A 25202-nucleotide genomic window follows, 5' to 3' on the forward strand; every position below is an offset into this window, starting at 1 on the left:
TCGCAGGGGGAGGAGCCGTCTTCCGTTGACGTTAATTACCGGCTCGTCGCTTCCACCGCCATGTTCACATAAATCGCCCGCAATTTTGCGGCGACGGCACCTGGTTTTCCGTCCCCGACCGGCTTACCGTCCAGTGCGATCACCGGCCAGATAAAGGTCGTTGCCGAGCTGATAAAGATCTCCCGCGCATTTTGTGCTTCATCGAGCGTGAACGGACGTTCCTCGAAGCGAATATCATGATGCTTCGCCAGTTCCAGCAGCGCCTGACGGGTGATGCCATGCAGAATGTGCGTGCTCAGCGGGCGGGTGATCAGCGTGCCATCAGCATCTACGATCCAGGCATTGCTGGAACTGGCTTCGGTGATCAGGCCGTTTTCGATCAGTAAGGCGTCATCGGCATTATGCTGATGGGCATACTCTTTCGCCAGACACGGAGCCAGCAGACCCACGGTTTTGATGTCACGACGCTGCCAGCGGATATCCTCAACGGAGACCATGCGAATACCGCTTTTCGATTTGGGGTGATCTATCAGCGGCCGCGCCTGGGTAAACATCAGAAAAGTTGGCGTTACGCTTTCGCCGGGGAAATCAAAATCACGGTCACCGCTGTTGCCGCGGCTGATTTGCAGATACACCGCCCCTTCCACCAGATGGTTTTCAGCAATCAGACGCTTTTGCAGGGTCTCAATATCGCTGAGCGCGCAAGGCAGACGCAGATTCAGCGCCTGACAGGAACGTGCAAGCCGCGCCAGATGTGCCGCGTTGTCGAGCAGACGGCCATTCAGTACGGCGCTGACTTCATAGACGGCATCAGCAAATAAGAAACCGCGATCAAATACCGACACCTTCGCGTCATGCTCGGCAACAAACTCCCCGTTAAGGTATACCGTTCTGGTCATGTTATTTTTCCTGGCCAACGTTGATTAGGATTTTTATTAGCTGTAAGACGACTGAAAGCATAAATTGCGTGAAAACTGAGCAGCAGATGTTGATGCAACGCAGGTTTCCGGCACACCAGACATAAAAAAAAGCGCCCTGATGAGCGCTGATGCGGTATGGAGCGAAAGATCAGAGTTCGCCTTTTTTCTTTTTGTTACGGATAACTAACCAGCTGATCAGCGCCATCACGCAGCCGATAAAGATAAACCAGATGCCGAGCATCAGTTGCGGTGCCATTTCTCCTGGCGGAGTTTCAGGGCTGCCGACCACTAAACCGTGGATAGTGGCAACAATGCCGATAACCAGTAAGATCAGGCTGTTGCGAAGTAAACGGCGGGCTACGGTCATAGGTTGTCTTGGGGTGGCCATCAGATGCGTCCTTGAGCAATAAAATAAAGATAAGGGCGCATAATAGCGCCCTTCGTTTTTATGTCAAAATTGCCAGATCACAATCATGCAGGTCAATCAGCGACGATTACGCACCAGCTGATAACGGCGGGTGAGATATTCCACCGGCGCGCTCCAGATATGCACCAGGCGGCAGAACGGGAACAGCAAGAATAGCGTCATCCCCAGCACCAGATGCACGCGGAAGATAAACGCCACGCCATCCAGATGCGCTGCCGCACCGCCACGGAAGGTCACCACGGACTGCGCCCAGCCAACCAGTTTCATCATTTCACTGCCGTCCATATGCTGCGCGGAGAACGGAATGGTACTCAGCCCGAGGGCACATTGAACCACCAGCAGAATGATGATCATGATGTCACCAAAACTGGAGGTCGCCCGCACGCGCTCGTTGCTCAGACGACGCCACACCAGCATGCCGCCGCCGATCAGGCTCATCAGGCCACCGGCCCCCCCCGCCCACATTGCCATCTGCTGTTTCACCGGCACCGGCAGAAAGGATTCATACATCCAGTGCGGCGTCAGCATACCGATGGCATGTCCTGCGAAAATACCGAGAATACCGACGTGGAACAAAGGCGAGGCGATACGCAGCGTTTTTTTCTCCAGCAACTGGCTGGAACCGGCGCGCCAGCTGTACTGGCCATAGTCGTAACGCAACCAGCTGCCGACCAGAAATACCGTGCCGCACAGGTAGGGATAGATATTGAAAAAGAAGTTGTTGAGGAAGTCGGTCATTTGCGTGGTTCCCCCGCAGGCATTTCATCAAGGTTCAGATACTGAGGTGCGACCGCACCAGCGAAGCGTTTCTGGTGCGCAGTCTCATCGCCCGACGCACAACTTTGCTCGCCGAGGAACTTGATTTGCTCCTCTTCCCATACCGCATCCAGCGCGGCGGGTGTGTCATCACGGGCTTCCTGTCTGATACCTTCGCGCACCGTTTCGGTCGCGATATCACTGCCAGACAGCGCCAGCAGCAGATCAAACAATTCAGCGTAATGACTGTCCCGCTCCTGCATGCGGGCGCTGAGTAACGCCAGAATCGGTGCGATATCACGCAGCCCTTCCCGCGCCTGATTTTCATCACGCGTGGTCAGGTATTCCAGATACAGTGGCAGGTAATCCGGCAGCTCGCGGCTGTCGATTTCCAGCCCGGCTTCACGGTATTGCCCCATCAGATCGACCATCGCCTGACCACGGTCACGGGATTCGCCGTGCACATGTTCAAACAACAGCAGCGAGGTGGCGCGACCACGATCGAACAAACCGGTATACGCCGATTGTGCATCCAGCAAATCCTGCTTACAGAACGCCGTGATATACAGCGCCAGATCAAGGCGCTGCTCCTGAGTCAGTTCCGGGGAATCTGCCACCGCTTCCAGCAGTTCCGGCTGGTGTTGCCACACCTCTTCGGACGGGTAATCAAGCAGTAAGCCTGTCAGTCGTAAACTGTTCATCAGCGGTTCCTTTCGGTTTTCGCGCCGATGTCGATGGCATCGATGCGTTTACTGTTGAACAGGTTGAATTTGCTGTCGCTGCCGTGGCAGCCGTCGCCGAAGCTGAAACCACAACCTTTGGCTTCCGGGAAGGCTTCACGCGCCTGTTCACGATGGCTGGATGGCACTACGAAACGATCTTCGTAGTTGGCAATCGCCAGATAACGGTACATTTCTTCCGCCTGTGCCGCAGACAATCCGACCTGTTCCAGCGCGCTGGTGTCCGTTACGCCATCAACCGTTTCAGCACGTTTGAAATGACGCATCGCCAGCATACGTTTCAGGGCACGCAGCACCGGTGCGGTGTCCCCTGCGGTCAGCAGGTTCGCCAGATATTCCACCGGAATACGCAGGCTTTCGACGTCCGGCAGCACGCCGCTGTGCGGTAAAGCACCGGCATCGGCGGCAGACTGAATCGGAGACAGCGGCGGCACGTACCAGACCATCGGCAGCGTGCGGTATTCAGGATGCAGCGGCAGCGCCAGCTTCCATTCGATCGCCATTTTGTAGACCGGCGACTGACGCGCGGCGTCCATTACCGACAGAGGAATACCGTCTTTTTCGGCCTGCGCCATCACTTCAGGATCGTTCGGATCGAGGAAGATACTCATCTGGCTTTCGTACAGGTCTTTCTCGTTCTCAACTGACGCGGCTTCGCCGATACGGTCGGCGTCATATAACACCACGCCGAGATAGCGGATGCGGCCGACGCAGGTTTCGGAACACACCGTTGGCTGGCCCGCTTCGATGCGCGGATAACAGAAAATACATTTTTCTGACTTGCCGCTTTTCCAGTTGAAGTAGATTTTTTTGTACGGGCAGCCGGTCAGGCACATGCGCCAGCCACGGCATTTGTCCTGGTCGATCAGCACGATGCCGTCTTCGCCACGTTTGTAGATCGCCCCGCTCGGACAGGTCGCCACACACGCCGGATTCAGACAGTGTTCGCACAGACGTGGCAGGTAGGCCATAAAGGTGTTTTCGAACTCGCCGTACATCTCTTTCTGCATGTTGGCGAAGTTCTGGTCGGCAGAACGTTTGCTGAACTCAGTGCCCAGATCGTCTTCCCAGTTCGGGCCGCCGGTAATTTTCTTCATGCGTTTGCCGGTCAGCAGCGAACGCGGACGCGCCACCGGCTGATGTTTACCGTCTTTCGCGGTATGCAGATGCTGATAATCAAAATCAAACGGCTCGTAATAATCATCGATTTCCGGCATATGCGGGTTGGCAAAGATTTTATGCAACAGGTTGGCTTTATTGCCCATGCGCGGCTGCAGTTTGCCGTTGATTTTGCGGATCCAGCCGCCCTTCCATTTTTCCTGGTTTTCCCAGTCGTGCGGATAACCCAGACCCGGTTTGGTTTCCACGTTATTGAACCACGCGTATTCCATCCCTTCGCGACTGGTCCAGACGTTTTTACAGGTCACGGAACAGGTGTGGCAGCCAATGCATTTATCGAGATTCAGCACCATGCCGACTTGTGAACGAATTTTCATTTGGCTTTCTCCTGTTGCACGGCGTCCTGCACGTAGTCATTGCCTTCATCGTCTAACCAGTCGATGCGGTTCATTTTGCGCACAATCACAAATTCATCGCGGTTAGAACCGACCGTGCCGTAGTAGTTGAAGCCGTAGGCCAGTTGCGCATAACCGCCGATCATATGGGTCGGTTTCGGGCAAACGCGGGTGACGGAGTTGTGAATACCACCGCGCTGCTGGCTGATTTCGGATCCCGGAATATTCACGATGCGTTCCTGTGCGTGATACATCATGGTCATCCCCGCTGGTACACGCTGGCTGACCACCGCACGGGCGCTCAGTGAGCCGTTGGCGTTAAACGCTTCGATCCAGTCGTTGTCCTCGATACCTAACTGTTTCGCATCGTCTTCACTCAGCCAGACAATCGGACCGCCGCGACCTAAGGTCAGCATCAGCAGGTTGTCGCTGTAGGTGGAGTGAATACCCCATTTCTGGTGCGGCGTCAGGAAGTTCAGTGCCATTTCCGGATTACCGTTCGGCTTCGCATTCAGCAACGGTTGCGCCGCGCGGGTGTCGATTGGCGGACGGTACACCAGCAGGCTTTCACCGAAGGCGCGCATCCACGCGTGATCCTGATAAATCTGCTGACGGCCGGACAGCGTGCGCCATGGAATCAACTCGTGCACGTTGGTGTAACAGGCGTTGTAAGAAACGTGTTCATCTTCCAGACCAGACCATGTCGGGCTGGAGATAATTTTGCGCGGCTGCGCCTGAATATCGCGGAAGCGGATTTTCTCGTCTTCTTTATTCAGCGCCAGATGCGTGTGGTCGCGGCCGGTATTCTGGCTCAGCGCTGCCCAGGCTTTCACCGCCACCTGACCGTTGGTTTCCGGTGCCAGCGTCAGGATGACTTCGGCTGCATCAATCGCGGTGTTGATCATCGGCTGGCCTTTCGCCGCGCCATCCGCTTTGGTGTAGTTCAGTTTTTTCAGCAAATCGACTTCGCTGTCGGTATTCCAGCTAATGCCTTTACCGCCGTTACCGAGTTTTTCCAGCAACGGACCGACGGAAGTGAAACGCTCATAGGTGTTCGGATAATCACGTTCAACGGCCATCAGATGCGGGGCGGTGCGCCCCGGGATCAGCTCACATTCGCCTTTTTTCCAGTCTTCCACACCAAACGGCTGCGCCAGTTCAGCGGCGGAATCATGCTGGATAGGCAACGTCACCATATCGGTTTCGACACCCAGATGGCCGACGCATACGCGGGAGAATTCTTTGGCGATACCTTTGTAGATTTCCCAGTCACTTTTTGAATCCCAGGCCGGATCAACAGCCGCGGACAGCGGATGAATAAACGGATGCATATCCGAGGTATTCATGTCGTCTTTTTCGTACCAGGTGGCGGTTGGCAGCACGATGTCGGAATACAGACAGGTGCTGGACATACGGAAATCAAGCGTCACCACCAGATCCAGTTTGCCTTCGCCGCCCTGCGCCTGCCATTCGACTTCTTCCGGCATCACGCCGCCCTGAATGCCTAAATCATCACCCTGAATACCGTGTTCGGTGCCCAGCAGATACTTCAGCATGTACTCGTGGCCTTTACCGGAAGAGCCCAGCAGGTTGGAGCGCCAGACGAACAGGTTGCGCGGGAAGTTTTGCGGATTGTCCGGCTGTTCAGCCGCGAAACGCACGCTGCCGTCTTTCAGGGCTGCCACGGTAAAATCTGCTGGCGATAAACCGGCGGCCTTTGCCTGTTGTGCAATGTGCAACGGGTTAACGTTGAGCTGCGGCGCAGACGGCAGCCAGCCCATACGCTCGGCGCGCACGTTGTAGTCGATCATGCTGCCCGTGAATTTGGATTTATCCGCCAGCGGCGACAACAACTCCTGCGGCGCGACGGTTTCGTAACGCCACTGGCTGGAATGGTTGTAGAAGAACGAGGTGCTGTTCATCTGGCGCGGCGGACGCTGCCAGTCCAGACCAAACGCCAGCGGCTGCCAGCCGGTTTGCGGACGCAGTTTTTCCTGCCCGACATAATGTGCCCAGCCGCCACCACTCTGACCGACGCAACCGCAGAAGATCAGCATGTTGATCAGGCCGCGGTAGTTCATGTCGAGGTGATACCAGTGGTTCATCCCGGCACCGACGATAATCATCGAACGGCCATGGGTTTTGTTGGCGTTATCGGCAAATTCGTGCGCGATGCGCTCGATGTTCTGCTGAGAAACACCCGTGATTTTTTCTGCCCAGGCTGGCGTGTAGGCTTTGATTTCGTCGTAGCCTTGCGCGCAGTTTTCGTCATTCAGACCGCGTTCAATGCCGTAGTTCGCCAGTGTCAGGTCGTAAACACTGGCCACCAGACCGGTACTGCCATCTGCCAGTTGCAGGCGTTTGACCGGCAATTTGTGCATCAGAATTTCATCCAGCGCCACGCTGTTGAAATGCTCACTGACCGCGCCGCCAAAATACGGATAGCCAACATTCACGACCTCATCATGATCATCAAGCAGGCTCAGCTTCAGGCTGACGTCTTTACCGTCTTGCCCCTCGCGGGATTCCAGATTCCACTTGCCTTTTTCACCCCAGCGGTAACCGATCGAACCTAACGGCGAGACCAGTTCGCCGGTGTTTTCGTCGAAGGCGATGGTTTTCCACTGCGGGTTATTTTCCTGACCCAAATTGTCCACCAGATCAGAGGCACGCAACATACGGCCTGCAGCATAAGAACCGTCTTCACGCGGTTCAAGCATCACCAGCATCGGCATATCGGTGTAGCGGCGCACGTAGTCAGTGAAATACTGACTTGGATTGTCGATGTGGAAGGATTTGAGGATCACATGGCCCATTGCCAGCGCCAGCGCGCTGTCGGTACCTTGTTTCGGTGCCAGCCACTGGTCACAAATCTTGGCGATTTCAGCGTAATCCGGCGTAATCGCGACGGTTTTGGTGCCTTTGTAACGCACTTCGGTAAAGAAGTGGGCATCCGGCGTACGGGTCTGCGGAACGTTGGAGCCCCAGGCGATAATATACGAAGAGTTGTACCAGTCAGCGGATTCAGGGACATCCGTCTGCTCGCCCCACGTCTGCGGAGAAGCCGGTGGCAAATCGCAATACCAGTCGTAGAAACTCAGACAAACGCCGCCGATCAAAGAAAGATAACGCGCGCCGGAAGCGTAAGACACCATCGACATCGCCGGAATTGGCGAGAAACCGATAATACGGTCCGGGCCGAAGGTTTTGGCGGTATACACGTTGGAAGCGGCGATCAGCTCATTCACTTCCTGCCAGCTTGAACGCACAAAACCACCGCGACCACGTGCCGCTTTGTATTCTTTGGCTTTTTCCGGTTGATTCACAATCGAGCCCCAGGCATCGACCGGATCGCTGTAATTCAGTTTGGCCTCGCGCCATAACTGGATCAGCTTTTTGCGCATCAGCGGATATTTCAGGCGGTTAGCACTGTAGAGATACCAGGAATAACTGGCACCACGCGGACAGCCGCGCGGCTCGTGGTTTGGCAAGTCCGGACGGGTGCGCGGATAATCAGTTTGCTGAGTTTCCCAGGTCACCAGACCATTTTTGACGTAAATCTTCCAGCTACATGAACCGGTGCAGTTCACACCATGCGTGGAACGGACCACTTTGTCATGCTGCCAGCGGCTGCGGTAACCATCTTCCCAGTCGCGATTGGTATTCAGCGTCTGGCCGTGGCCGTCAGCAAAAGGTTCAGCTAGCTGTTTGAAATAGCGAAACCGGTCAAGAAACTTGCTCATCCGGAACTCTCCTGTGCAAAGGCTTATTTGCGCTTTGTCATTATGTGAATGGCGGGGAATACAACTACATTGCTCAATATGGGCTCAGGGTATGCACGCGCGGGAGCCGTCTACTTGATTGCGATCAACGCCTTCGCGTCATGTATTTATTTACATAACGCCAGATACTCCCAAAGAGGTACAAATTTAAACGGGGTTAACTTTATGATTTATTGGTCATAATTTCGGAAAGAAAGCAAAAAGGCGGGAGTGACGTCATCTGACGGAAAATTGGGGGTAAGGCTGTTTGAATGTGACAGTATTGTGAAATTAGACGGGAGGTTATTGTATTTACGCCGATGTCTGGCGTAATGGTGCCACCTGCTTTGGTCACCAGAAATCCGACATGCCGACAGAAAAACCCGCCGTACTCAATTTCAACGATGAAGTCACCGGAATGATTTACGGCTTCGTTTTTCGTCCAAACCGCCCTGCCGAACGTGTTTCTTCACAACAGGTTCAGGAAGCCTGGCAGCAGATTTGCCACGACAAAGGATTCGTCTGGATCCACGTCAATCTCAATCATGCCATGTCAGAAAAATGGCTGAAAAAGCATTTTGGCGTCGGTGAGGTGTTTTTCGAGGAAATCCGCGAAGGCTCGCGCAGCACGCGCATTGAACGGCTCGATGATACGCTGCTGGCGGTGCTCAACGATGTGATTTTTCGCCCGGATGAAACCAGTGATGAAGCTTCGACGCTGTGGCTCAGTTGCCATCAGCAACTGGTGGTCACGGCACGCCATAAACCGGTCAGGCTGATCGAGCAATTATTCAAACGACTGGAGCACCTGAACATCAGCACGCCCACCGCGCTGCTGGTGCATCTTTTAGAAGAACAGGAAGATTTACTGGAACACATTGTGCGTCGGGCCAATCAGTACGTGGACACCATCGAAGAGCGACTCCTGAGCCATCACGTGAAAAAGAACCGCGCCGATCTGGGGCGTCTGCGCCGGATGCTGCTGCGGTTTCAGCGTTTACTGGCACCGGAACCGACTGCGCTTTTCCGCCTGCTGAACCGCCCTCCTACCTGGATAGCTCCCGCTGTGGTCCAGGATTTACGGCAGTTTGCCGAGGAATTTTCTGTGGTGCTCAATGACCTTATCGCGCTGACCGAACGCATCCGGTTATTGCAGGAAGAAATCACCTCACGCCAGATGGAGCAAAGCAACCGCACGCTGTATGTGCTGACCGTGATCACCGTGCTGGCGCTGCCGATCAATATTGTGGCCGGTTTCTTTGGCATGAACGTCGGGGGCATTCCGCTTGCCAGCAATCATCACGGTTTTATTTTGCTGGTGATGATTGTCGGCGTGTTTACCCTGCTGGCGGGCTGGTATGCATTAAGGCATCGCGACGACGGCTGACGGCCGCGAACCGCACAACAACTACAGGAAATCTTTGGCTTTATTCAGCAGCGAGGCTTTGGTGATCACCCCCAGCAGACGGCGGGATTCAGCGTTTTCCAGCACCGGTAAACGTTCAAGCGGCGAATTGCTGAACATCGCCCACGCCTGTTCGTAACTGGCCTGCTGGAAAATCGTCGTGAATTCCTGCTCGATAAACGGGCCAATCGGGCTGCCGGATTTCACGCTGCCATCGATAAGCCCTGCTGCCACCACATTGGTCGGCACTACGCCGAGAAAACGCTCCTCCCTGTCCACCACGTACACATATCGCGTGCGCTGTTTCAGCCCTTCGCTGACCACTTCAGACAGCGAGGCATCAACATACATTTTCGAACATGGCGAAATCAGTGACGCCACCGTACTGTATTCAAAGGCATTTTTCGCCGCGAACCGCGCGTTATGACGTGTCAGCACCGGATACGTGCCACCGACTTTCAGGCGTGAGGCCACGACATAAGAAATCGCCGTCGCCAGCATCAGCGGGAACAGCAGCGAACTGTTGAGGGTCATTTCAAACGCCATCATGATCGACATCAGCGGCGCATGACTGGTCGCCGCCAGCAATGCGCTCATGCCGATCGCGGCATATAAACCGACCGGACCGGGATCGAACCCCAGCCATTGCAGGAAAGTACACACCAGCGCCCCGCCTGCCGCACCAATCAGTAACGACGGCGTAAACAACCCGCCGACCGCACCGGACCCGATGGTGATCGCTGTGGCGACAATTTTCAGGATCAGCAGCACCAGTAACGACGTCTGTAAATCGCCGTTATTGAGGATTAAATCAATCACCTCAAAACCGTTACCCAGCACCAGCGGCGACATCATCGCGATCAACCCGACGCCCAGCCCGCCGAGCCCCAGGCGCAGCGCGGGATGCGAGATGGGTTTCATCCACTGACGGACTTTATCGATTGATGAGATGAATAGCGGCCCGAGAATCCCCGTCGCCATGCCGATAATCAGCACGGTGAAAATCGCGCCGAAAGACGGGCTGAAAGAGGCGGAAGAATACAGATACAGTGGCGCGTAATCGGTCAGAGAACGGACAGTAAGCACCGCGACCGACGCCGAGATAAACAACGGGATCAGTCGCTGAACTGCGGTCACACCAAAGGCGATTTCCGCCACAAACAGCGCGCCGGCAAACGGGGCGTGATACACCGCCGCCAGTCCGCCCGCGGCGGCCATGGCGATAATATCTGACTGATGTACACCTTTGAAACGCGAAAAACGCCCGAGCAGACTGCCGCTCAGCGCGGATAACTGCACCATTGCCCCTTCGCGACCGATTGAACCACCGCTGGCAATACTGGCTAGCGACGACAGCCCGCGCAGCACGGTACTGACCACCGGAATGCCCGGCAGACGCTGATCGATAACATCCAGATAATCCGGCATTTTGCCGTGCTTGTTTTCGTAGCGCAGCGCCAGGATCAGGATAAAACCGGCAATGACGCCGCCGGCTGTGGTGATCAGCGGCCAGACAATTTTGGGATATTCATTGAAAGCTTTGGTGATGTCGCTGCCATCGGTGAACATCAGGCCGTTAATGCCCGAAATCGCCCCGCGAAAAGCGATTGTCACCAGCGCGGCAATAATCCCGGCGGGAATGGCGATCAGCAGGTTAATCAGATCACTCTTTTGCAGGACGTCAGGGTTGAAAGCTTTCAGGCTCATAAGATCTCAGTGGTCGAAAACAGTGACAGGCAGAATACCGATGGAAATCATTATCATGCTCATCAGCCCGACGCAACCCGGGGCGTGGCTTAAAATCGAAAATTGTTGTCCCCCGCCTGTTCCGCCGCCACGGTGATAAAGTGCGGTCACTACGCCGCCAATGCAGCGTAAACATTCTGCGCGCTTTGCCGCACTTATGCCGTCCCCTCTGTCGGACGATGCAAATTCTCTGGAAAACATCCTGCAAAATCCTAAACAACCGCTTTCGCTAAATGCATGAAGCATTAAAGTCACGTTCGTTCCCGGGAGAACAATCCCTATACAACGGCAAAAGACTCTGTTAATTTATGCACCGAAGCACAGTGCAACAAGGCTTCGATGCCCCACCTTAAAAATCAGGATGGGTTCATCTCATGAACGATATGCTCAGGATAAGCAGTTTCCGCGATCAATGGCTGGAAGACTTTTTCCACTTCGCCACTCCCCATCGCAAAATACCCTGGACGCTGGCAACTGCTCTGGAAAGGAAGCTGGATATGATCAATGCCGCAATGGATTATCGCGATTTACTCTGGCCCCCGGGCAATCGCTATGAAGATCTGGCCCCCCCGTTAAAGGGATTTTCATCGATCAGAGTGAATGAGCAGTACCGTCTGATTTTTTACTGGCGGGAAGGAAAAGCACATGGCCTGTATTTAGATCCCCACGGTTACAGGAGTTACCGGTAATTATGAGCATATTCGCTTTGATGTTAATGAAGACATACCAGAAGGAACATCGTATGGCTGTGACCACACGTAAACCCGCTACTGTTGGTGATATTTTACTTTACGAATTTCTCGAACCTGCAGGCCTGCGGATCAACGATCTCGCCGACATGCTGAATGTTCACCGCAATACCATCAGCGCGCTGGTGAATAACAACCGCAAACTGACCGTTGATATTGCCTTCCGGCTGGCAAAGACATTTGAGACCTCTGTCGAGTTTTGGTTAAACCTGCAAACCAATGTCGATATTTGGGAAGTGCGCAATAACCCGCGCCTGATGGATGACATTAACAAAGTCGCCCATCTGAAAGATTTTATGAAAAAGTCATGAAAACTCCGCAGCAGACAAGCCTCAATGGCGCGTTCAGGAACCTGCTGACAGGAGCGACCCCGAGACCTGTGGCCCGGGGTCATGACTTGAGAATAAGGGACGATGAAACCCCTCTTATTCCTTACTCACCGTATCCAGATACAACTGGCTCCCCGCCACATTCTGGCTCGCACCTTTCACGTTATCGCGGATGGCCACCAGCAACTTGCTTTGCAACGCCACCACAAAGGGTGAGTTTTTCTGCAATTCACGCTGCAAATCTGCATACAGCGCCTTGCGTTTGGTCGGGTCAGATTCCGCCGCCGCTGCGCGGGTTTGTTTGCTGATTTCCGGGATCACCCACTGAATACGCTGTGCCAGTGTTTTCGGCCCGTTCGGCACGTTATAGGCAAAGGTACTGGCGTTGGTGTTCGGGTCGAGGTAATCCGCACCCCAGTAAGTGAAGATCGACTGGAATTTATGCGCGCGCATGCGGGTCAGCACATCGCTTTCCACCAACGGATGCACCACTAAATTGATATCGGCTTTGGCAAAGCTGGCCTGCAACGCCTGCGCGATATCGGAATAAGGTGGCTGGTTAATCACGATTAAATCGATTTTAGTCCCCGGTGCAATGCCGCCTTTGTTGAGAATGGCTTTGGCTTTCGCGACGTCGTATTTGAACGGCTGATCGTCAATGGCACCGGCTAAACCGTCCGGCAGGAAAGTCTGATGAATGCCGTACTGGCCTTTGAGCAGATCGGTTGAAATACCCTGGTAATCTACCAGCCAGCGGGCAGCCTCCCAGAGTGCGGGATTCGCCAGCGCCGGTTGGGTGGTATCGCCGACGTTAAACGCCAGATAGAACACTTTCGCCGCCGGGAACTGGGCGACATGTACACCCTTTTCTTTTTGCAGCGAGCTGAACTGATCCGCGCCTAAATCGTATGCCACGTCAGCATCACCATTAAGTACCAGCAGACGGCGGGTAGAAGGATCACCGACATTTTTAAAGAGTACGTTTTCCAGCTTCGCCAGCGGTTTGGCATTCGGGTTACGTTTGAAGATTAGCGCTTCGTGAGGCACATAGTTACGCACTTCAAAGGCACCGCTGCCTGCTGAACGTGAACGCAGCCAGCTGTTGCCGAAATCGTTCTGATCGACATGTTCTTTCAACAGCTTGCTGTCAACAATGCCTGCCACCGGCGCGGATAAAATGCTCAGCACCAGACCACTGCCGATATCCGCAGGCCAGCTCAGCTGCACTTTATCGTCCGACAGTTTTTTCAGATTGCCGTCGACATTTTCTGGTGTCCAGCCCAGTTCGCCGAGAATAAACGACGGGCTTTTATTGAGTTTGACCACGCGACTAAAGGAATAAATCACGTCGTCAGCGGTCAGCGGATTGCCGCTGGCAAACTTCTGCCCCGGCTTAAGGGTGAAAATCAGGCTGTGCGCGTCAGGCCCTGGCTGCCAGCTGGCGGCGGCGTCCGGGTCGAGTTGATCGGGATGCTGACGGTTTGAAACCACCAGCTGCTGATACAGGTTAACCAGATTGCCGGAACTGACGGTTTCAAAACTCTCCGCCGGATCCAGGCTGATAATACCTTCGAGCGAACCGGCTACCACCAGCGTATCCGCAGGTGTCGCCGCATCCACACGGGTTGCCGCCATCATGAGCAGAAATAACAGGGAAGGAACACGTACTTTCATTGAGGTCGATCTCCACAGGTGAAAAGACAGTTTTTCCGAGTGTAGAGGTGCAACGGCAAGGCCCGAACAATGAAATAAAGCTTTGTTATTTAATAAATTAGATTAAGCATTTTCCAGCTCCCTCCCCCGCGAAGGGGAAGGACTACGTCAAGACGTAACCCTTGGCCATATGCACCGCACGATCACACATATGGTCAATCACATCCGCATCGTGGCTGACCAGAATCATGGTCAGGTCGCTGCTGGCTTTCAGGTCGTTGAGTAAATTGAGAATTTCCGCCTGTACAGACATATCGAGGGCAGACGTCGGTTCATCAAGCAGCAGCAGTTTCGGTTTGAGCAGGAGTGCGCGGACAATTGCCACGCGCTGACGCTGGCCACCGGAAAGCTGATGCGGATAGCGGTTCATCAGCGCCGGATCCAGCCCGACCTGGCGAAAACCTTCGGCAATTTTCTGTTCAATATCCTGTTCTTTGAGGATTTTCAGCGGCTCTGCCAGCGTGCGCAGCAGCTTGTGTTTCGGGTGCAGCGAGGCATAAGGGTCCTGAAAAACCATCTGCACGTCGCGGCGCAGGCTACCGGTAAAAGGTTTACCGGGTTTCACCTGATGATCAAGCAACGTCAGGCTGCCGTCCCAGTGTCCGTTCAGGCCCGCCAGCACCCACAGCAGCGAGGATTTACCGCAACCGGACGGCCCGACCAGCCCGAAGCATTCGCCTTTGTTGATAGTCAGGTTGACGTTATGTACCACCGTGCGGGTTTCGTAACCCTGACGATGCGACACGCTCAGCTGATGCAGTTCAGCAATAATCTCACTCATGGCGCGGCTCCTGTTTTAAAGAGGCCAGCAGCGCGCGATCCAGCACTGGCAGGCGTTCACCGTGGGTAAATTTGCTCGGACGGCATGACCAGAGTGTATGCGTATAAGGATGTGTAGCGTTCGCCAGCTGATCGGCTGCAAGCTCATCGAGCAGTTCGCCTTTGTACATCACCAGCACACGTTCACAATAGCGGGCGACCTGTTGCAGGTCGTGACTGATGAGGATCAGCCCCATATTTCGCTGTTCGACTAAACGCTCAATCAGCCCCAGAACCTGCTCACGCATGTCGAAATCCAGCGCGGAAGTGGGTTCGTCGGCAATCAGCCATTGCGGGTCGTTGATCAGTGCAATCGCCAGCATCACGCGCTGCCCCATCCCGCCGGAAAGTTGATGCGGATACTGCTGTTGCAGAAAAGCCGGATTCGGCAGACCGACCGCATTCAGCATCTCGGTGACCTTTTCCTGACGCTCCTTGCGGCCAAGACGGGTGTGCAGACGCAGCGGTTCTTCCACCTGTTTGCCGATTTTCTGCGTCGGATTCAGCGCATGTTTCGGATCCTGCATGACCATCGATACGCGGTTACCGCGAAGCGTGCTCCACTCACGTTCTTTGAGTGTGGTCAGATCGTTATCACCCAGCGTCAGCTGTGACGCGCGCAGCTTGCACGGATGTGGCAGCAACCCCATCAGCGCGCGGGCAGTCAGGGATTTGCCGGATCCGGACTCGCCGACCAGCGCCACACGTTCCTGTCCGACACTGAATGACAGGGATTTCACCAGTTCCAGCGGACGTTCACCCGGCAGGTAAATGGTCATATCTTTCGCGACCAGCTTGTCGCTATTTGATTTGTCTTTATGTAAAAAGTCAGTTGCCATGTCGTGGATCCATTTTGTCACGCAGGCCATCGCCCAGCAGATTGAAAGCCAGGCTGGCGAAAAGAATCGCCCCGCCCGGTGCAGCGGCGACCCACCACTGATCGAAAATGACTTTGCTGCCTTCGGCAACCATCGAGCCCCATTCAGCCGTCGGTGGCTGAATGCCCATGCCGAGAAAGCCCAGACCGGCAGAGGCCAGAATGATGCCGCCGAGGCTGAGCGCCGCCCGCACCACGGCGCTGGGCAGGCACAGCGGCAAAATGTGGCCGAACATCAGTCGCAACCCACCGATGCCCTGCATCCGTGCCGCCGCCAGATAATCGCTGCGGCGAAGTGCCAGTGTCTCGGCCCTCGCCTGTCGTGCAAACGGCGGCCAGCTGGTGAAAGCCAGAGCCAGTGCACCGTTCATCAGACCGGGGCCAAGGATCGCCACCAGCGCCAGCGCCATGACCAGACTGGGCAAGGACATCACAATATCGGTCAGTCGCATCACAATGCGTTCATACCAGCCGCCAATGTAACCGGCGCTGATACCGATCAGCAGGCCAACCGGAATGGTCAGAACCAGGATCAGTGACACCAGCAACAGCGTCGGGCGTGCGCCATACACCACACGCGAGAGCAAATCACGGCCAAAACCGTCGGTGCCCAGCCAGTGGGTTTCCGATGGCGGCAGCAGACGCAGTTCGATGTGTTGAATGTTCGGGTCAAACGGCGCCAGCCACGGTGCGAGCAGCGCGGTCAGTACCAGAATAGCGACCAGCACCAGCCCCACGGAAAACGTGGTGATGCGCCGGGCCGGTTTCCAGACGGATATTTCGGCTTCAGCCTCAACCTGCGTGGGTTGTTCAGGGATCATTTGAGTCATAGAAACTACCGGGTCCGCGGATCGAGCAGATAAGTAAGGGCGTCAGCCAGCGCATTAAGCAGCACAAAACAGGTGCCGATCAGCAGCGTAGCGCCGAGAATTGCCGGGGTATCCGCGGCGAACAGCGCGGTGGTCAGATAACGTCCAACGCCCGGCCAGGCAAATACCGTTTCCGTCAGAACCGCCCCTTCCAGCAAACTGGCGTAGGAAAGCGTCAGCACGGTGATCAGCGTGCCGAGCACATTCGGGAAAACGTGACACAGCAATACACGTACCCTGCCCGCGCCTTTCGAGCGCGCCAGAATCACATATTCTTTGTTCATTTCGCCGAGCATCGACGCACGCAGAAGGCGCGTAATGCCCGCCATCGACAACATCGCCAGCACCGTTACCGGCAACCATAAATGGCTGATGGCGTTGTAGAACATTTCACGGTCGCCGGAAAGCCAGGTATCAATCAGCACAAAACCGGTGCGCGGCGTCATAGTGTACATATACAGGTCATCAAGCCGTCCCGGCCCGCCCGCCCAGTGCAGCACCGCGTAAAACAGCAAAAGGCCGAGCAGGCTCAGCCAGAAAATCGGTACAGAATAACCGAGCAGCGACACCATTCTCGCAACGTTATCCAGCCAGCTTCCCGGTTTCCACACCGCCAGCAGCGCCAGCAGAATGCCGAGTGTGCCGCCAAGCAGGATCGCACAGGTCGCCAGTTCGACCGTTGCCGGGAAGGTGCGCATCAAATCGCTGGCGACCGGCTGCGCGGTGATGCGGGAGATACCCATATCGCCGTGCGCCAGTCTTTCCAGATAACGGGTGAACTGCACCGGCACCGACTGATCGAGACCTAAATCACGACGCACCTGCGCATAGGTGGCTTCACTGGCGTGATCACCCGCCACCTGAAGTGTCGGGTCAATCGGAGCAAGATGGGAAAGCGTAAAAGTAAACGCCAGCAGGCCGAGTAACGTCAGCGCCAGCGAAATCACGCCAGTCAGCAAACGGCCTGACCAGCGCCAACCCTGCCGGACGAATCCGGCGGGTGTTGAACTGTCTGTCATTACTTAGTGGCCTTGCTGTAGAAGACCATGTCAGGGTTGATGCCCTGCACGTAACCTTTGATGTTGTCGCGTACGGCAATCAGGCTTTTCGCTTGCAGGCCAATCACGAACGGTGAGTTTTTCTGTACTTCCAGTTGCAACTGACGGTAATCCGCCACGCGTTTGGCCTGATCCGGTTCCGCAATCGCGGCCAGCGTCAGTTTATTGAGCGCCGGAATGGACCAGTTCGCCCGCCATGCCAGCGTTTTGCTGCCATCTTCCGGGTTGAAAGCAAACGCCGAAGCGTTAGTGTTCGGGTCAAAGTAATCCGGTCCCCACGAAGACATATACGCATCGTAATTGTGTGATTTCACTTTGGTGGAGATCTGCGAGCTTAAACCCGGATCCAGTTTCACCGTTACGCCGCCCTGCGCGAAGCTGGCCTGCAACGCCTGGGCGATGTCCAGGTACGGCGGCTGATTGGCGGTAGACAGCGTGAAGCTGACGTTGGTCAGCCCGGCTTTTGCCAGAATCGCTTTGGCTTTCGCCGGATCATAGGTGTATGGCGTGTCATTCAGCGCGCCCAGATAACCTTCCGGCAGGAAGGCCTGATGCACCTGGAACTGATCTTTCATCAGGTCGTGCGCAATGTGGTTGTAATCGAACAGGTAACGGGCCGCTTCCCAGAACGCAGGATTACCCAACGCCGGAGAAGCTTTGGCGTTGAACTGCATGAAGTACAGCGAGGCATACGGGATCGCCAGAGGCTTAACGCCTTTTTTGCCGGCGAGTGCGGCCATCTGGTCAGAACCGAGATTACGCGCCATATCGGCATCCCCCTGCTCGATCAGCAAGCGGCGTGCGGCAGGATCCGGTACGTTTTTGATCAGAATGGTTTTCAGCTTCGGCGCGCCTTCCGGCGAAGTCGGATTCGCAGACAGAATCACCACTTCATGCGGAATGTAGTTGCGGATCTGATACGGGCCGGAACCGGCAGAATGGTTGCTCAGCCACTGATGCCCCAGGTCGTCAGCAGTGGCGTTAGCTTTCACCAGCTTGCTGTCAACGATAGAAGATACCGGCGCCGACAGCAGGCTCAACACGAATGACGGGCTGACATCGGCGGTCCAGCTGACTTTCACATGCTGATCATCGATTTTAGTCAGGAAGGTATCGACGTTTTTATCGGTCCAGCCCAGTTGCGTCAGAATGAACGAAGGTTCGAGATTCAGCTTCACCACACGCGATAACGAGAAAATCACATCATCGGCTGTCAGCGGATTGCCGCTGGCAAAGGTGGCTTTCGGTGACAGCGTGAAGGTCAGGCTGCGGTTATCTTTACCTGTTTCCCAGGAGGCCGCCAGCGTCGGTTTTAAATCGATCGGGTTGTTCGGGTCAGACTGCACCAGACGCTGATAAATATTATTGAAAGCCTGAACCGTGGTCAGTTCGAAGCCCTGCGCCGGATCAAAACTGGAGGTGTCATCAATGGATTGCGCGATAACCAAAGTATCCGGCGGCGTGGCAGCCTGCGCAGAGAAAGTAGCCGCAATAGCCGTAAACAGGACGGACGGTAATAAAGCTTTCATCAGGTCAGACTCTCCAAGGTAGCGAAATTGCTAAAGTTTTGTTGAGTGTAAAGTTTCTTCAACCTACCAGAAAGTCTGATAAATACTATCGTTATGCGAATTTTGCATAACGTTATCTGATTGGTTATTAAAGCGTCGGAATGCGGTCTGGCAGGGGATTGTTACTGTACAAACCACAGGGAAATACCCGCTGAAGGGATGTGGGAATGAATAGCACGTAAACCAGGGGGTGTTAAGGGAAGCGGGCTGCACGGAAGGCCCCGCACAGCCCGCAGATGCGGGGCTTAGCTCAGCTCCGGCACATCAAAACCGGGAGAAACGGACAACAGCATCCGTACCTGTTTGACCAGCTCACTCATGCAGTCATCACGCATGCCGTAGTTGTTCAGCTCTTTTTCCAGGGCAAACAGATATTGTGCATTGGTTCCGAGCGGGCCGCTGGCCTGCGCAATCAGTGGCGCGATAACCTGATAATCGGTATCGGCCTCATATTGCGGGTGCGAGGGATCCATAATGAACACCAGCGCCGTCACCTTGCGGCCATCGTCGAGATTCAGTTCGCACCAGGTCGGACGATAACAGCCGGTCAGCATTTCACGCTTCCACAGCAATTCGAGTTCATCGAGAAGTGTGTCTTCCGGCAGACGGAACGCCAGACCGGTGGTTTTTCCGCCATCCCGCAGCGCCAGCATGCGGCCAGGTTGCGCATGGGTGCCACGCCCGGAGGTGAGGCGTAAACAGAAGGCACGATGATAACCGTGCAATGTGGCGGGTCGCGCCTCTTCCGAGTCAAAAACCGGGTTCCACATCAGTGAACCGTAACCAAAAATCCAGACCGGGCTGTTGTCGGGGCGACGCGCCAGCGTGCAGCTCAGAGAGGCTGCGCGCTGTTCAGGGGTCAGTAGCATCGACTCATCAATGCTGCCGAATGCTGTTTTGCAATCTGCGTTACGCAGGAAATCTCGAGTTAACATTCATTCCCCCTTCGGTACGACTTACTTTTGAACATGCCATGCTGTTAACGCTGTGTTCTCCGTTATCGTGAGTTTCATTTAATAACGCTATCGGACAGTTTCGCCTGAGCTTCAGGCCGCGGGGCAAATTTATTAGGAAGTTTCGTATACCCCTGCTGAATGAAACCTTATTCGTTTCTTTCGTTGCAATCAAGGTTGAGAGCGATCACAAAACGAAAATAAAGTGATTATTTTATGAACATTGCATGAATGTTGATATTTAGGGAGGGAATAAAACAAAAACAGCGGGAACCCGGAGGCCGGGCAGACCTTCTGGCAGGCGCGGGATCGCCCTCACCTGCCATTCATATCAGGATTTCTTAGGATGCCACTTATCGTCATCTCCTTTTTTATACCCATGTTTCACAGCGGCCCAGGCAACTTTATGCGCCGTTTCCTCACGCGAGTCATCGCCCTGCCGGTCTTTAGGTTTTTTATACTCATCCCAGGCGCTGTTAAACGCTTCCTTATAGATATCCTGCGCATGGGCAGGAAGCACATTGCGCACGGATTCAGGCAACGCTGAGCGGTTCTGATAAGGCATAGTCGTCTCCTTTTTCATAGCGTTCATGGCATTGATATTTTTTATGTGCGGCGTCTGCGCACAGGATAAAGTCTAGCTGCTACCCTCAAAGGACGCTGCCAGATTATTCTCGTTATCGGGCCGCTGACTGCACATTTCCTCCATGAAATTGTGTGGGTATCCTGATGATTTACATAAACTGACGCATAATCGCCATATTACTACAATAGCAATATAATACATTGTTTTTAAATGACTTAATATTTTAACAAAACGAATTATTAGGGTGTTTATTGCTGGTTAATTCAGATTATTCCCTGATAAACAATTGATATGTCATTTTTTATGCATTAACAATGAATTTACCCTGTTAATAGATTAATTTATCTACTATACTTAACAGGTTAGACCTTTATGCTGCCAGGCATTTTTCTGACAACTGACAGACAGGCGGTTGTTATTACGTGAGCGTTTATAAGGAGAATAATCATCATGGTGTCTTCACAGGAACATCCAAAAATCAAAACCCGCCATCAGGAATACTCCCTGGTTTTTCCCATCGCTGCACTTATCGTTCTCATCCTCTGGGGCAACAGCAGTAACTTTGCCTCGGTTGTCGGTATCAATTTAATCGCGCTGGTCGGTATCCTCGCCAGCGCCTTCAGCGTGGTGCGTCATGCCGACGTACTGGCACATCGTCTTGGCGAACCTTACGGGTCGCTGATCCTCAGCCTTTCAGTGGTCATCCTCGAAGTCAGCCTGATTTCGGCCCTGATGGCGACCGGCGACGCCGCGCCCGCGCTGATGCGTGACACGTTGTTCTCGATCATCATGATTGTTACCGCCGGTCTGGTTGGCGTTGCCCTGCTGTTGGGCGGGCGCAAATTTGCGACACAATATGTGAATCTCGGTGGTATCAAACAGTACCTGATGGCGATATTCCCGCTGGCGGTGATTGTGCTGGTGCTGCCTGCCGCGTTGCCGGCGGGCAATTTCTCGACGCTACAGGCGTTGTTTGTCGCGATGATTTCAGCCGCCATGTACGGCGTATTTTTGCTTATCCAGACCAAAACCCACCAGAGCCTGTTTATTTACGAGCATGAAGATGAAGGCGAAGAAGACGGACACGGAAAACCGTCTTCGAAAAGTAACCTGACGCATACGCTCTGGCTGATTGTCCATCTGGTGCTGGTTATCGCAGTGACCAAATTCAACGCCAATCCGCTGGAAAGCCTGCTGACCGAACTGAATGCTCCTGCGCAGTTCACCGGCTTCCTGGTCGCGTTACTGATCCTTTCACCGGAAGGTCTGGGCGCACTGAAAGCGGTACTGAAAAATCAGGTACAGCGCGCCATGAATTTGTTCTTCGGCTCCGTGCTGGCGACGATTTCACTGACCGTACCGGCGGTGACCGTCATCGCCACCCTGACAGGTCAGGATCTGATTTTCGGCCTGGATCCGGCGAATATTGTGGTGATGCTGGCGGTGCTGATCTTGTGCCAGATTTCATTCTCCACCGGCCGTACCAATGTATTAAACGGTACTGCGCATCTGGCCCTCTTCTGCGCCTACATGATGCTAATTATGCTTTAAATCTTCATCCTTCGGGTTGCCGCCCTGATACAACCCAAATGATTTTGATTGAATGAAGAATGACAAAAGAAAGGCCGCTCAACTGAGCGGCCTTTTTCATGGGAGGGATGGGAGAATTAAGAGTAGGCGTGGAGAGTGCGTTTACACAGCTCTGAACGCACGCAGTCCTCTTTGCCAAATTCAATGATGCCAATCATCTCGTCTTCTTCGAAGCGAGACATTGCATCGCTGAGCCCCGATACTACGCCGCGTGGTAAATCGCACTGGGTAATATCACCGTTAACAATCACCGTCACATTTTCACCGAGACGGGTCAGGAACATTTTCATCTGGCTGGCCGTGACATTCTGCGCTTCGTCCAGAATAACCACCGCATTTTCGAAAGTACGCCCGCGCATATAAGCGAATGGCGCAATTTCAACCTTCCCTATTTCCGGTCGCAAACAATATTGCAGGAATGATGAACCCAGACGACGTAATAGAATGTCGTAGACCGGACGGAAATAAGGCGCGAACTTCTCAGAAATATCACCGGGCAGGAAACCGAGATCTTCATCGGCTTGCAATACCGGGCGCGTCACAATAATCCTGTCGATTTCTTTGTGAATTAATGCCTCTGCCGCTTTCGCAGCGCTGATAAATGTTTTGCCGCAACCGGCTTCACCGGTGGCAAAAATTAACTGCTTATTCTCTATGGCTGATAAGTAATGACCTTGAGCTTCAGTACGCGCTTCGATGACGGACGTATCGCGGGAGTCGCGAGCCATGCCGATCGATTCCAAACCGCCCATCTGTACTAATGACGTCACAGATTCTTCCTCGCGCTGGCGGTGACTACGTGAATCACTACGAATAACACGTTTTGCTTCACGACGAGCTTTGATCACTGCTTTCTGTCTTCCCATAGTGGCACCTTACAGTTTGATTCACTTAACGCTAAGGCATAATGCCCGCACGGTTATGTTTCACTAACAAATGAGGTTTTGGTCTCCTTTTAGACCAAGTGGAGCCAATGAATAACGTGAAGAGGAAAAGAAACCAAAGGGATTAACGGAAAGTCTTTTGGTTGTTTTCTGTTCACGAGGAGGCATTGTCAAAAGTGTCAATAATGACAAACCGCTGACCCATACAATGAAAATTCCAGAATAAAAGCCAGTGATATTCACATCATTTTGGTAAACATTTACGGGGTCAGTTAAAGAACAGGGTTGAGGTTGAGTGGATGATATTTTTTGCAGCAAGCGGCAGGAAAAAGCTGAAAGTAAAGGTTGAAATATTAGAGAGTCGGAAGCCTGGCCCTCGTTTGCATTTAAGCGACAACAACGAGTGAATGAGAGAAGTGTGTTATTTTCGATCAACAGCCCAAACATGGACTTTACCATTCGCGCTCCCCGCAGTGTTATTAACGGCACCTGCCGTACACCTCGTGAAAACTACCGCTTATAAATGTCAGTATAATGACAGCTGAAACATTTGCGTTACCAAAATGTAAAAAAGTTTGTGGCTGACGTCAATAGGATCATGAGGATCTTTTTCAGATCCTCTTTAATCGTGCTGAATTTCTCTCAGCCCAGCAGATTATTTTTCTTTTCATTGATGAAGTAACTGTTAATGCCTTCCGCCAGCGCATGCGCCATTTTCTCCTGAAACACCGGCTCACCCAGTAATTTTTCTTCCTGTTTATTGGTGATGAAGGATGTCTCCACCAGCGCGGAAGGAATGCGCGGGGATTTCAGTACCGCAAATCCCGCCTGTTCAGGATGCGGACTGTGCATGTGATGCACTTTACTAATAGTTGTCGCCAGATGATGGCCAAAATTCAGGCTGCGATGAATGGTTTCGTGCTGGTCGAGATCAAACAGCGTTTCTTTAAGGTATTGATCGTCGGTTTTAAAATCGTCGTCATACAACACATCTGCGCTGTTTTCGCTTTGCGACAAATAGCGCGCCATCGCACTGCCCGCACCGTGTTCAGACAGCGCGAAAACCGACGCACCGGAGACCTGATCGTTGGTAAAACCGTCGGCATGAATTGAGATAAACAGATCTGCCTCATGCTGATGCGCCAGGCTGACGCGGTGATACAGCGGAATAAATACGTCATCCTGGCGCGTCAGCACCGCCTGAATACCGTGCTGTTGATCAAGCAAGGTTTGCAGTCGTTTGGCGATGTGCAGCACCACGTGTTTTTCATAGGTGCCTTCGTTGCCGATCGCGCCCGGATCCTTTCCGCCATGCCCCGGATCAATCATCACCAGCAGCGGTTTCTCTGCCCGAGGTGCAGCGGTGGTGACGGGCAAAATCGCGGCGTCAGGGCTTTCTCCGGATATCGTCACGTTCAGCACACCGTTTTCCGTGCTGCGCGTAATCTTCGGTTTACCGTTTACCTGCAACACAATGCGCGCCACTTGCGGGCTGAAGTGAGCAATCCTCCCCTCTTTTACCCACGAAAATTTCTGCCTGACCACCGTCAGCGCATGCTCCAGTTCCGGTGGAAATGACGCCATCGGCATATCAATCACCACTCTTTCCGGCGCACTGAGCATAAACACCCGGCTGTATTTATCCGCCGCCGGTAACGCCAGGTGAATCTGACTGGCGTCTGATGTCATGGTAATGCGCACGGCTTTTTGGGCGGCATACAGGCGTGGTGCCGTCAGGGAAAGTCCGATGCCAAAGATCAGTAATTTTCTGCGGGCATGGTTGATGGTCATAACAGTCTCGGAGCAGGCATCGTAATAAATCAGTTTGACGATTTATCATCATGACATTGCTGAGATTTTTTGGGATGCAGCGGAGTATTAACAGGCGGTGAATTGCGTAACGAAGCGTAAAAAGGATTTCTGGATTGAGCTTCTCCC

23 protein-coding genes are annotated in these 25202 nt (G+C 53.8%); 4 read left to right on the top strand and 19 right to left on the bottom strand.

Annotated features, from left to right (window positions below):
• Nucleotides 1-35 precede the first annotated feature (35 nt).
• From HGO41_RS06615 to HGO41_RS06640, 6 genes are all read right to left on the bottom strand, one after another.
• On the bottom strand, nucleotides 36-899 hold the full coding sequence (locus HGO41_RS06615; RefSeq protein WP_121019259.1) for a D-amino-acid transaminase: 864 nt from the start codon (nucleotides 897-899) through the stop codon (nucleotides 36-38).
• 169 nt (nucleotides 900-1068) lie between these two features.
• Nucleotides 1069-1308 (bottom strand): hypothetical protein, encoded by a 240-nt coding sequence (locus HGO41_RS06620; RefSeq protein WP_013575745.1) that lies wholly within the window; start codon nucleotides 1306-1308, stop codon nucleotides 1069-1071.
• Nucleotides 1309-1404: 96 nt separating this feature from the next.
• The gene (gene narI / locus HGO41_RS06625) at nucleotides 1405-2085 is read right to left on the bottom strand and encodes a respiratory nitrate reductase subunit gamma (RefSeq protein ID WP_250980889.1); all 681 of its coding nucleotides are present in this window, start codon (nucleotides 2083-2085) and stop codon (nucleotides 1405-1407) included.
• Nucleotides 2082-2804, bottom strand: a complete 723-nt coding sequence (gene narJ, locus HGO41_RS06630) for a nitrate reductase molybdenum cofactor assembly chaperone (protein ID WP_250980890.1) — start codon at nucleotides 2802-2804, stop codon at nucleotides 2082-2084. The genes narI and narJ overlap by 4 nt, the downstream gene beginning before the upstream one ends.
• The gene (narH, locus tag HGO41_RS06635) at nucleotides 2804-4339 is read right to left on the bottom strand and encodes a nitrate reductase subunit beta (protein ID WP_037034411.1); all 1536 of its coding nucleotides are present in this window, start codon (nucleotides 4337-4339) and stop codon (nucleotides 2804-2806) included. Before narH ends, narJ begins: the two co-directional genes overlap by 1 nt.
• Complete coding sequence (locus HGO41_RS06640; protein ID WP_112152550.1) at nucleotides 4336-8100, bottom strand: nitrate reductase subunit alpha; 3765 nt, start codon at nucleotides 8098-8100, stop codon at nucleotides 4336-4338. The genes narH and HGO41_RS06640 overlap by 4 nt, the downstream gene beginning before the upstream one ends.
• Nucleotides 8101-8485: 385 nt before the next feature.
• Here HGO41_RS06640 and HGO41_RS06645 point away from each other — a divergent pair, with 385 nt between their 5' ends.
• Complete coding sequence (locus HGO41_RS06645; protein ID WP_013575750.1) at nucleotides 8486-9505, top strand: transporter; 1020 nt, start codon at nucleotides 8486-8488, stop codon at nucleotides 9503-9505.
• Nucleotides 9506-9526: 21 nt separating this feature from the next.
• Here the strand turns inward: HGO41_RS06645 and HGO41_RS06650 are convergent, their stop codons facing one another.
• Both HGO41_RS06650 and HGO41_RS06655 read right to left on the bottom strand, forming a co-directional pair.
• Nucleotides 9527-11230 (bottom strand): chloride channel protein, encoded by a 1704-nt coding sequence (locus tag HGO41_RS06650; RefSeq protein ID WP_013575751.1) that lies wholly within the window; start codon nucleotides 11228-11230, stop codon nucleotides 9527-9529.
• 6 nt (nucleotides 11231-11236) lie between these two features.
• On the bottom strand, nucleotides 11237-11470 hold the full coding sequence (locus tag HGO41_RS06655) for a hypothetical protein (protein WP_250980891.1): 234 nt from the start codon (nucleotides 11468-11470) through the stop codon (nucleotides 11237-11239).
• A 173-nt stretch (nucleotides 11471-11643) separates the two neighbouring features.
• On the opposite strand from HGO41_RS06655, the gene HGO41_RS06660 reads away from it, so the two are divergent.
• Together HGO41_RS06660 and HGO41_RS06665 are read left to right on the top strand one after the other, a co-directional pair.
• Nucleotides 11644-11958: a type II toxin-antitoxin system RelE/ParE family toxin gene (locus HGO41_RS06660; protein ID WP_013575753.1), complete on the top strand. Its 315-nt coding sequence runs from the start codon at nucleotides 11644-11646 to the stop codon at nucleotides 11956-11958.
• 53 nt (nucleotides 11959-12011) lie between these two features.
• A complete protein-coding gene (locus HGO41_RS06665) occupies nucleotides 12012-12329 on the top strand; it encodes a HigA family addiction module antitoxin (RefSeq protein ID WP_015690029.1) in 318 nt (105 codons plus the stop codon).
• A 114-nt stretch (nucleotides 12330-12443) separates the two neighbouring features.
• Here the strand turns inward: HGO41_RS06665 and HGO41_RS06670 are convergent, their stop codons facing one another.
• The 8 genes from HGO41_RS06670 to chaB form a co-directional block, all read right to left on the bottom strand.
• Nucleotides 12444-14021 (bottom strand): ABC transporter substrate-binding protein, encoded by a 1578-nt coding sequence (locus HGO41_RS06670; RefSeq protein ID WP_015690030.1) that lies wholly within the window; start codon nucleotides 14019-14021, stop codon nucleotides 12444-12446.
• A 142-nt stretch (nucleotides 14022-14163) separates the two neighbouring features.
• Entirely contained in the window at nucleotides 14164-14841 is a 678-nt protein-coding gene (locus HGO41_RS06675; RefSeq protein WP_015690031.1) for an ABC transporter ATP-binding protein, read from the bottom strand.
• Nucleotides 14834-15658: an ABC transporter ATP-binding protein gene (locus HGO41_RS06680; protein ID WP_223509804.1), complete on the bottom strand. Its 825-nt coding sequence runs from the start codon at nucleotides 15656-15658 to the stop codon at nucleotides 14834-14836. Before HGO41_RS06680 ends, HGO41_RS06675 begins: the two co-directional genes overlap by 8 nt.
• Nucleotides 15659-15707: 49 nt before the next feature.
• On the bottom strand, nucleotides 15708-16586 hold the full coding sequence (locus HGO41_RS06685; protein WP_250980892.1) for an ABC transporter permease: 879 nt from the start codon (nucleotides 16584-16586) through the stop codon (nucleotides 15708-15710).
• A 5-nt stretch (nucleotides 16587-16591) separates the two neighbouring features.
• Nucleotides 16592-17644, bottom strand: a complete 1053-nt coding sequence (locus HGO41_RS06690) for an ABC transporter permease (RefSeq protein ID WP_013575759.1) — start codon at nucleotides 17642-17644, stop codon at nucleotides 16592-16594.
• Nucleotides 17644-19212 (bottom strand): ABC transporter substrate-binding protein, encoded by a 1569-nt coding sequence (locus HGO41_RS06695; protein WP_250980893.1) that lies wholly within the window; start codon nucleotides 19210-19212, stop codon nucleotides 17644-17646. Before HGO41_RS06695 ends, HGO41_RS06690 begins: the two co-directional genes overlap by 1 nt.
• A 284-nt stretch (nucleotides 19213-19496) precedes the next feature.
• Nucleotides 19497-20186: a gamma-glutamylcyclotransferase gene (locus tag HGO41_RS06700; protein ID WP_112152545.1), complete on the bottom strand. Its 690-nt coding sequence runs from the start codon at nucleotides 20184-20186 to the stop codon at nucleotides 19497-19499.
• Nucleotides 20187-20535: 349 nt separating this feature from the next.
• Nucleotides 20536-20769, bottom strand: a complete 234-nt coding sequence (gene chaB / locus HGO41_RS06705) for a putative cation transport regulator ChaB (RefSeq protein ID WP_013575762.1) — start codon at nucleotides 20767-20769, stop codon at nucleotides 20536-20538.
• Between the two features lie 471 nt (nucleotides 20770-21240).
• On the opposite strand from chaB, the gene chaA reads away from it, so the two are divergent.
• Nucleotides 21241-22341 (top strand): sodium-potassium/proton antiporter ChaA, encoded by a 1101-nt coding sequence (gene chaA, locus HGO41_RS06710; RefSeq protein ID WP_013575763.1) that lies wholly within the window; start codon nucleotides 21241-21243, stop codon nucleotides 22339-22341.
• A gap of 116 nt (nucleotides 22342-22457) precedes the next feature.
• On the opposite strand, the gene phoH is transcribed toward chaA, so the two are convergent.
• From phoH to HGO41_RS06725, 3 genes are all read right to left on the bottom strand, one after another.
• A complete protein-coding gene (gene phoH, locus HGO41_RS06715) occupies nucleotides 22458-23246 on the bottom strand; it encodes a phosphate starvation-inducible protein PhoH (RefSeq protein WP_013575764.1) in 789 nt (262 codons plus the stop codon).
• A gap of 63 nt (nucleotides 23247-23309) precedes the next feature.
• On the bottom strand, nucleotides 23310-23723 hold the full coding sequence (locus HGO41_RS06720) for a hypothetical protein (protein ID WP_071823627.1): 414 nt from the start codon (nucleotides 23721-23723) through the stop codon (nucleotides 23310-23312).
• Between the two features lie 183 nt (nucleotides 23724-23906).
• Nucleotides 23907-25055 (bottom strand): N-acetylmuramoyl-L-alanine amidase, encoded by a 1149-nt coding sequence (locus tag HGO41_RS06725; protein WP_250980894.1) that lies wholly within the window; start codon nucleotides 25053-25055, stop codon nucleotides 23907-23909.
• Nucleotides 25056-25202 lie beyond the last annotated feature (147 nt).

The organism is Rahnella sp. CG8 (genome assembly GCF_023701875.1).
Classification (GTDB): Bacteria; Pseudomonadota; Gammaproteobacteria; order Enterobacterales; family Enterobacteriaceae; genus Rahnella; species Rahnella aceris.

What these genes read in the sequence shown, in the direction of transcription:
- HGO41_RS06615 (WP_121019259.1), bottom strand. Translation starts at nt 899, where the DNA reads ATGACCAGAACGGTATACCTTAACGGGGAGTTTGTTGCCGAGCATGAC.
- HGO41_RS06620 (WP_013575745.1), bottom strand. Translation starts at nt 1,308, where the DNA reads ATGGCCACCCCAAGACAACCTATGACCGTAGCCCGCCGTTTACTTCGC.
- narI (WP_250980889.1), bottom strand. Translation starts at nt 2,085, where the DNA reads ATGACCGACTTCCTCAACAACTTCTTTTTCAATATCTATCCCTACCTG.
- narJ (WP_250980890.1), bottom strand. Translation starts at nt 2,804, where the DNA reads ATGAACAGTTTACGACTGACAGGCTTACTGCTTGATTACCCGTCCGAA.
- narH (WP_037034411.1), bottom strand. Translation starts at nt 4,339, where the DNA reads ATGAAAATTCGTTCACAAGTCGGCATGGTGCTGAATCTCGATAAATGC.
- HGO41_RS06640 (WP_112152550.1), bottom strand. Translation starts at nt 8,100, where the DNA reads ATGAGCAAGTTTCTTGACCGGTTTCGCTATTTCAAACAGCTAGCTGAA.
- HGO41_RS06645 (WP_013575750.1), top strand. Translation starts at nt 8,486, where the DNA reads ATGCCGACAGAAAAACCCGCCGTACTCAATTTCAACGATGAAGTCACC.
- HGO41_RS06650 (WP_013575751.1), bottom strand. Translation starts at nt 11,230, where the DNA reads ATGAGCCTGAAAGCTTTCAACCCTGACGTCCTGCAAAAGAGTGATCTG.
- HGO41_RS06655 (WP_250980891.1), bottom strand. Translation starts at nt 11,470, where the DNA reads ATGTTTTCCAGAGAATTTGCATCGTCCGACAGAGGGGACGGCATAAGT.
- HGO41_RS06660 (WP_013575753.1), top strand. Translation starts at nt 11,644, where the DNA reads ATGAACGATATGCTCAGGATAAGCAGTTTCCGCGATCAATGGCTGGAA.
- HGO41_RS06665 (WP_015690029.1), top strand. Translation starts at nt 12,012, where the DNA reads ATGGCTGTGACCACACGTAAACCCGCTACTGTTGGTGATATTTTACTT.
- HGO41_RS06670 (WP_015690030.1), bottom strand. Translation starts at nt 14,021, where the DNA reads ATGAAAGTACGTGTTCCTTCCCTGTTATTTCTGCTCATGATGGCGGCA.
- HGO41_RS06675 (WP_015690031.1), bottom strand. Translation starts at nt 14,841, where the DNA reads ATGAGTGAGATTATTGCTGAACTGCATCAGCTGAGCGTGTCGCATCGT.
- HGO41_RS06680 (WP_223509804.1), bottom strand. Translation starts at nt 15,658, where the DNA reads ATGACCATTTACCTGCCGGGTGAACGTCCGCTGGAACTGGTGAAATCC.
- HGO41_RS06685 (WP_250980892.1), bottom strand. Translation starts at nt 16,586, where the DNA reads ATGACTCAAATGATCCCTGAACAACCCACGCAGGTTGAGGCTGAAGCC.
- HGO41_RS06690 (WP_013575759.1), bottom strand. Translation starts at nt 17,644, where the DNA reads ATGACAGACAGTTCAACACCCGCCGGATTCGTCCGGCAGGGTTGGCGC.
- HGO41_RS06695 (WP_250980893.1), bottom strand. Translation starts at nt 19,212, where the DNA reads ATGAAAGCTTTATTACCGTCCGTCCTGTTTACGGCTATTGCGGCTACT.
- HGO41_RS06700 (WP_112152545.1), bottom strand. Translation starts at nt 20,186, where the DNA reads ATGTTAACTCGAGATTTCCTGCGTAACGCAGATTGCAAAACAGCATTC.
- chaB (WP_013575762.1), bottom strand. Translation starts at nt 20,769, where the DNA reads ATGCCTTATCAGAACCGCTCAGCGTTGCCTGAATCCGTGCGCAATGTG.
- chaA (WP_013575763.1), top strand. Translation starts at nt 21,241, where the DNA reads ATGGTGTCTTCACAGGAACATCCAAAAATCAAAACCCGCCATCAGGAA.
- phoH (WP_013575764.1), bottom strand. Translation starts at nt 23,246, where the DNA reads ATGGGAAGACAGAAAGCAGTGATCAAAGCTCGTCGTGAAGCAAAACGT.
- HGO41_RS06720 (WP_071823627.1), bottom strand. Translation starts at nt 23,723, where the DNA reads ATGGTAAAGTCCATGTTTGGGCTGTTGATCGAAAATAACACACTTCTC.
- HGO41_RS06725 (WP_250980894.1), bottom strand. Translation starts at nt 25,055, where the DNA reads ATGACCATCAACCATGCCCGCAGAAAATTACTGATCTTTGGCATCGGA.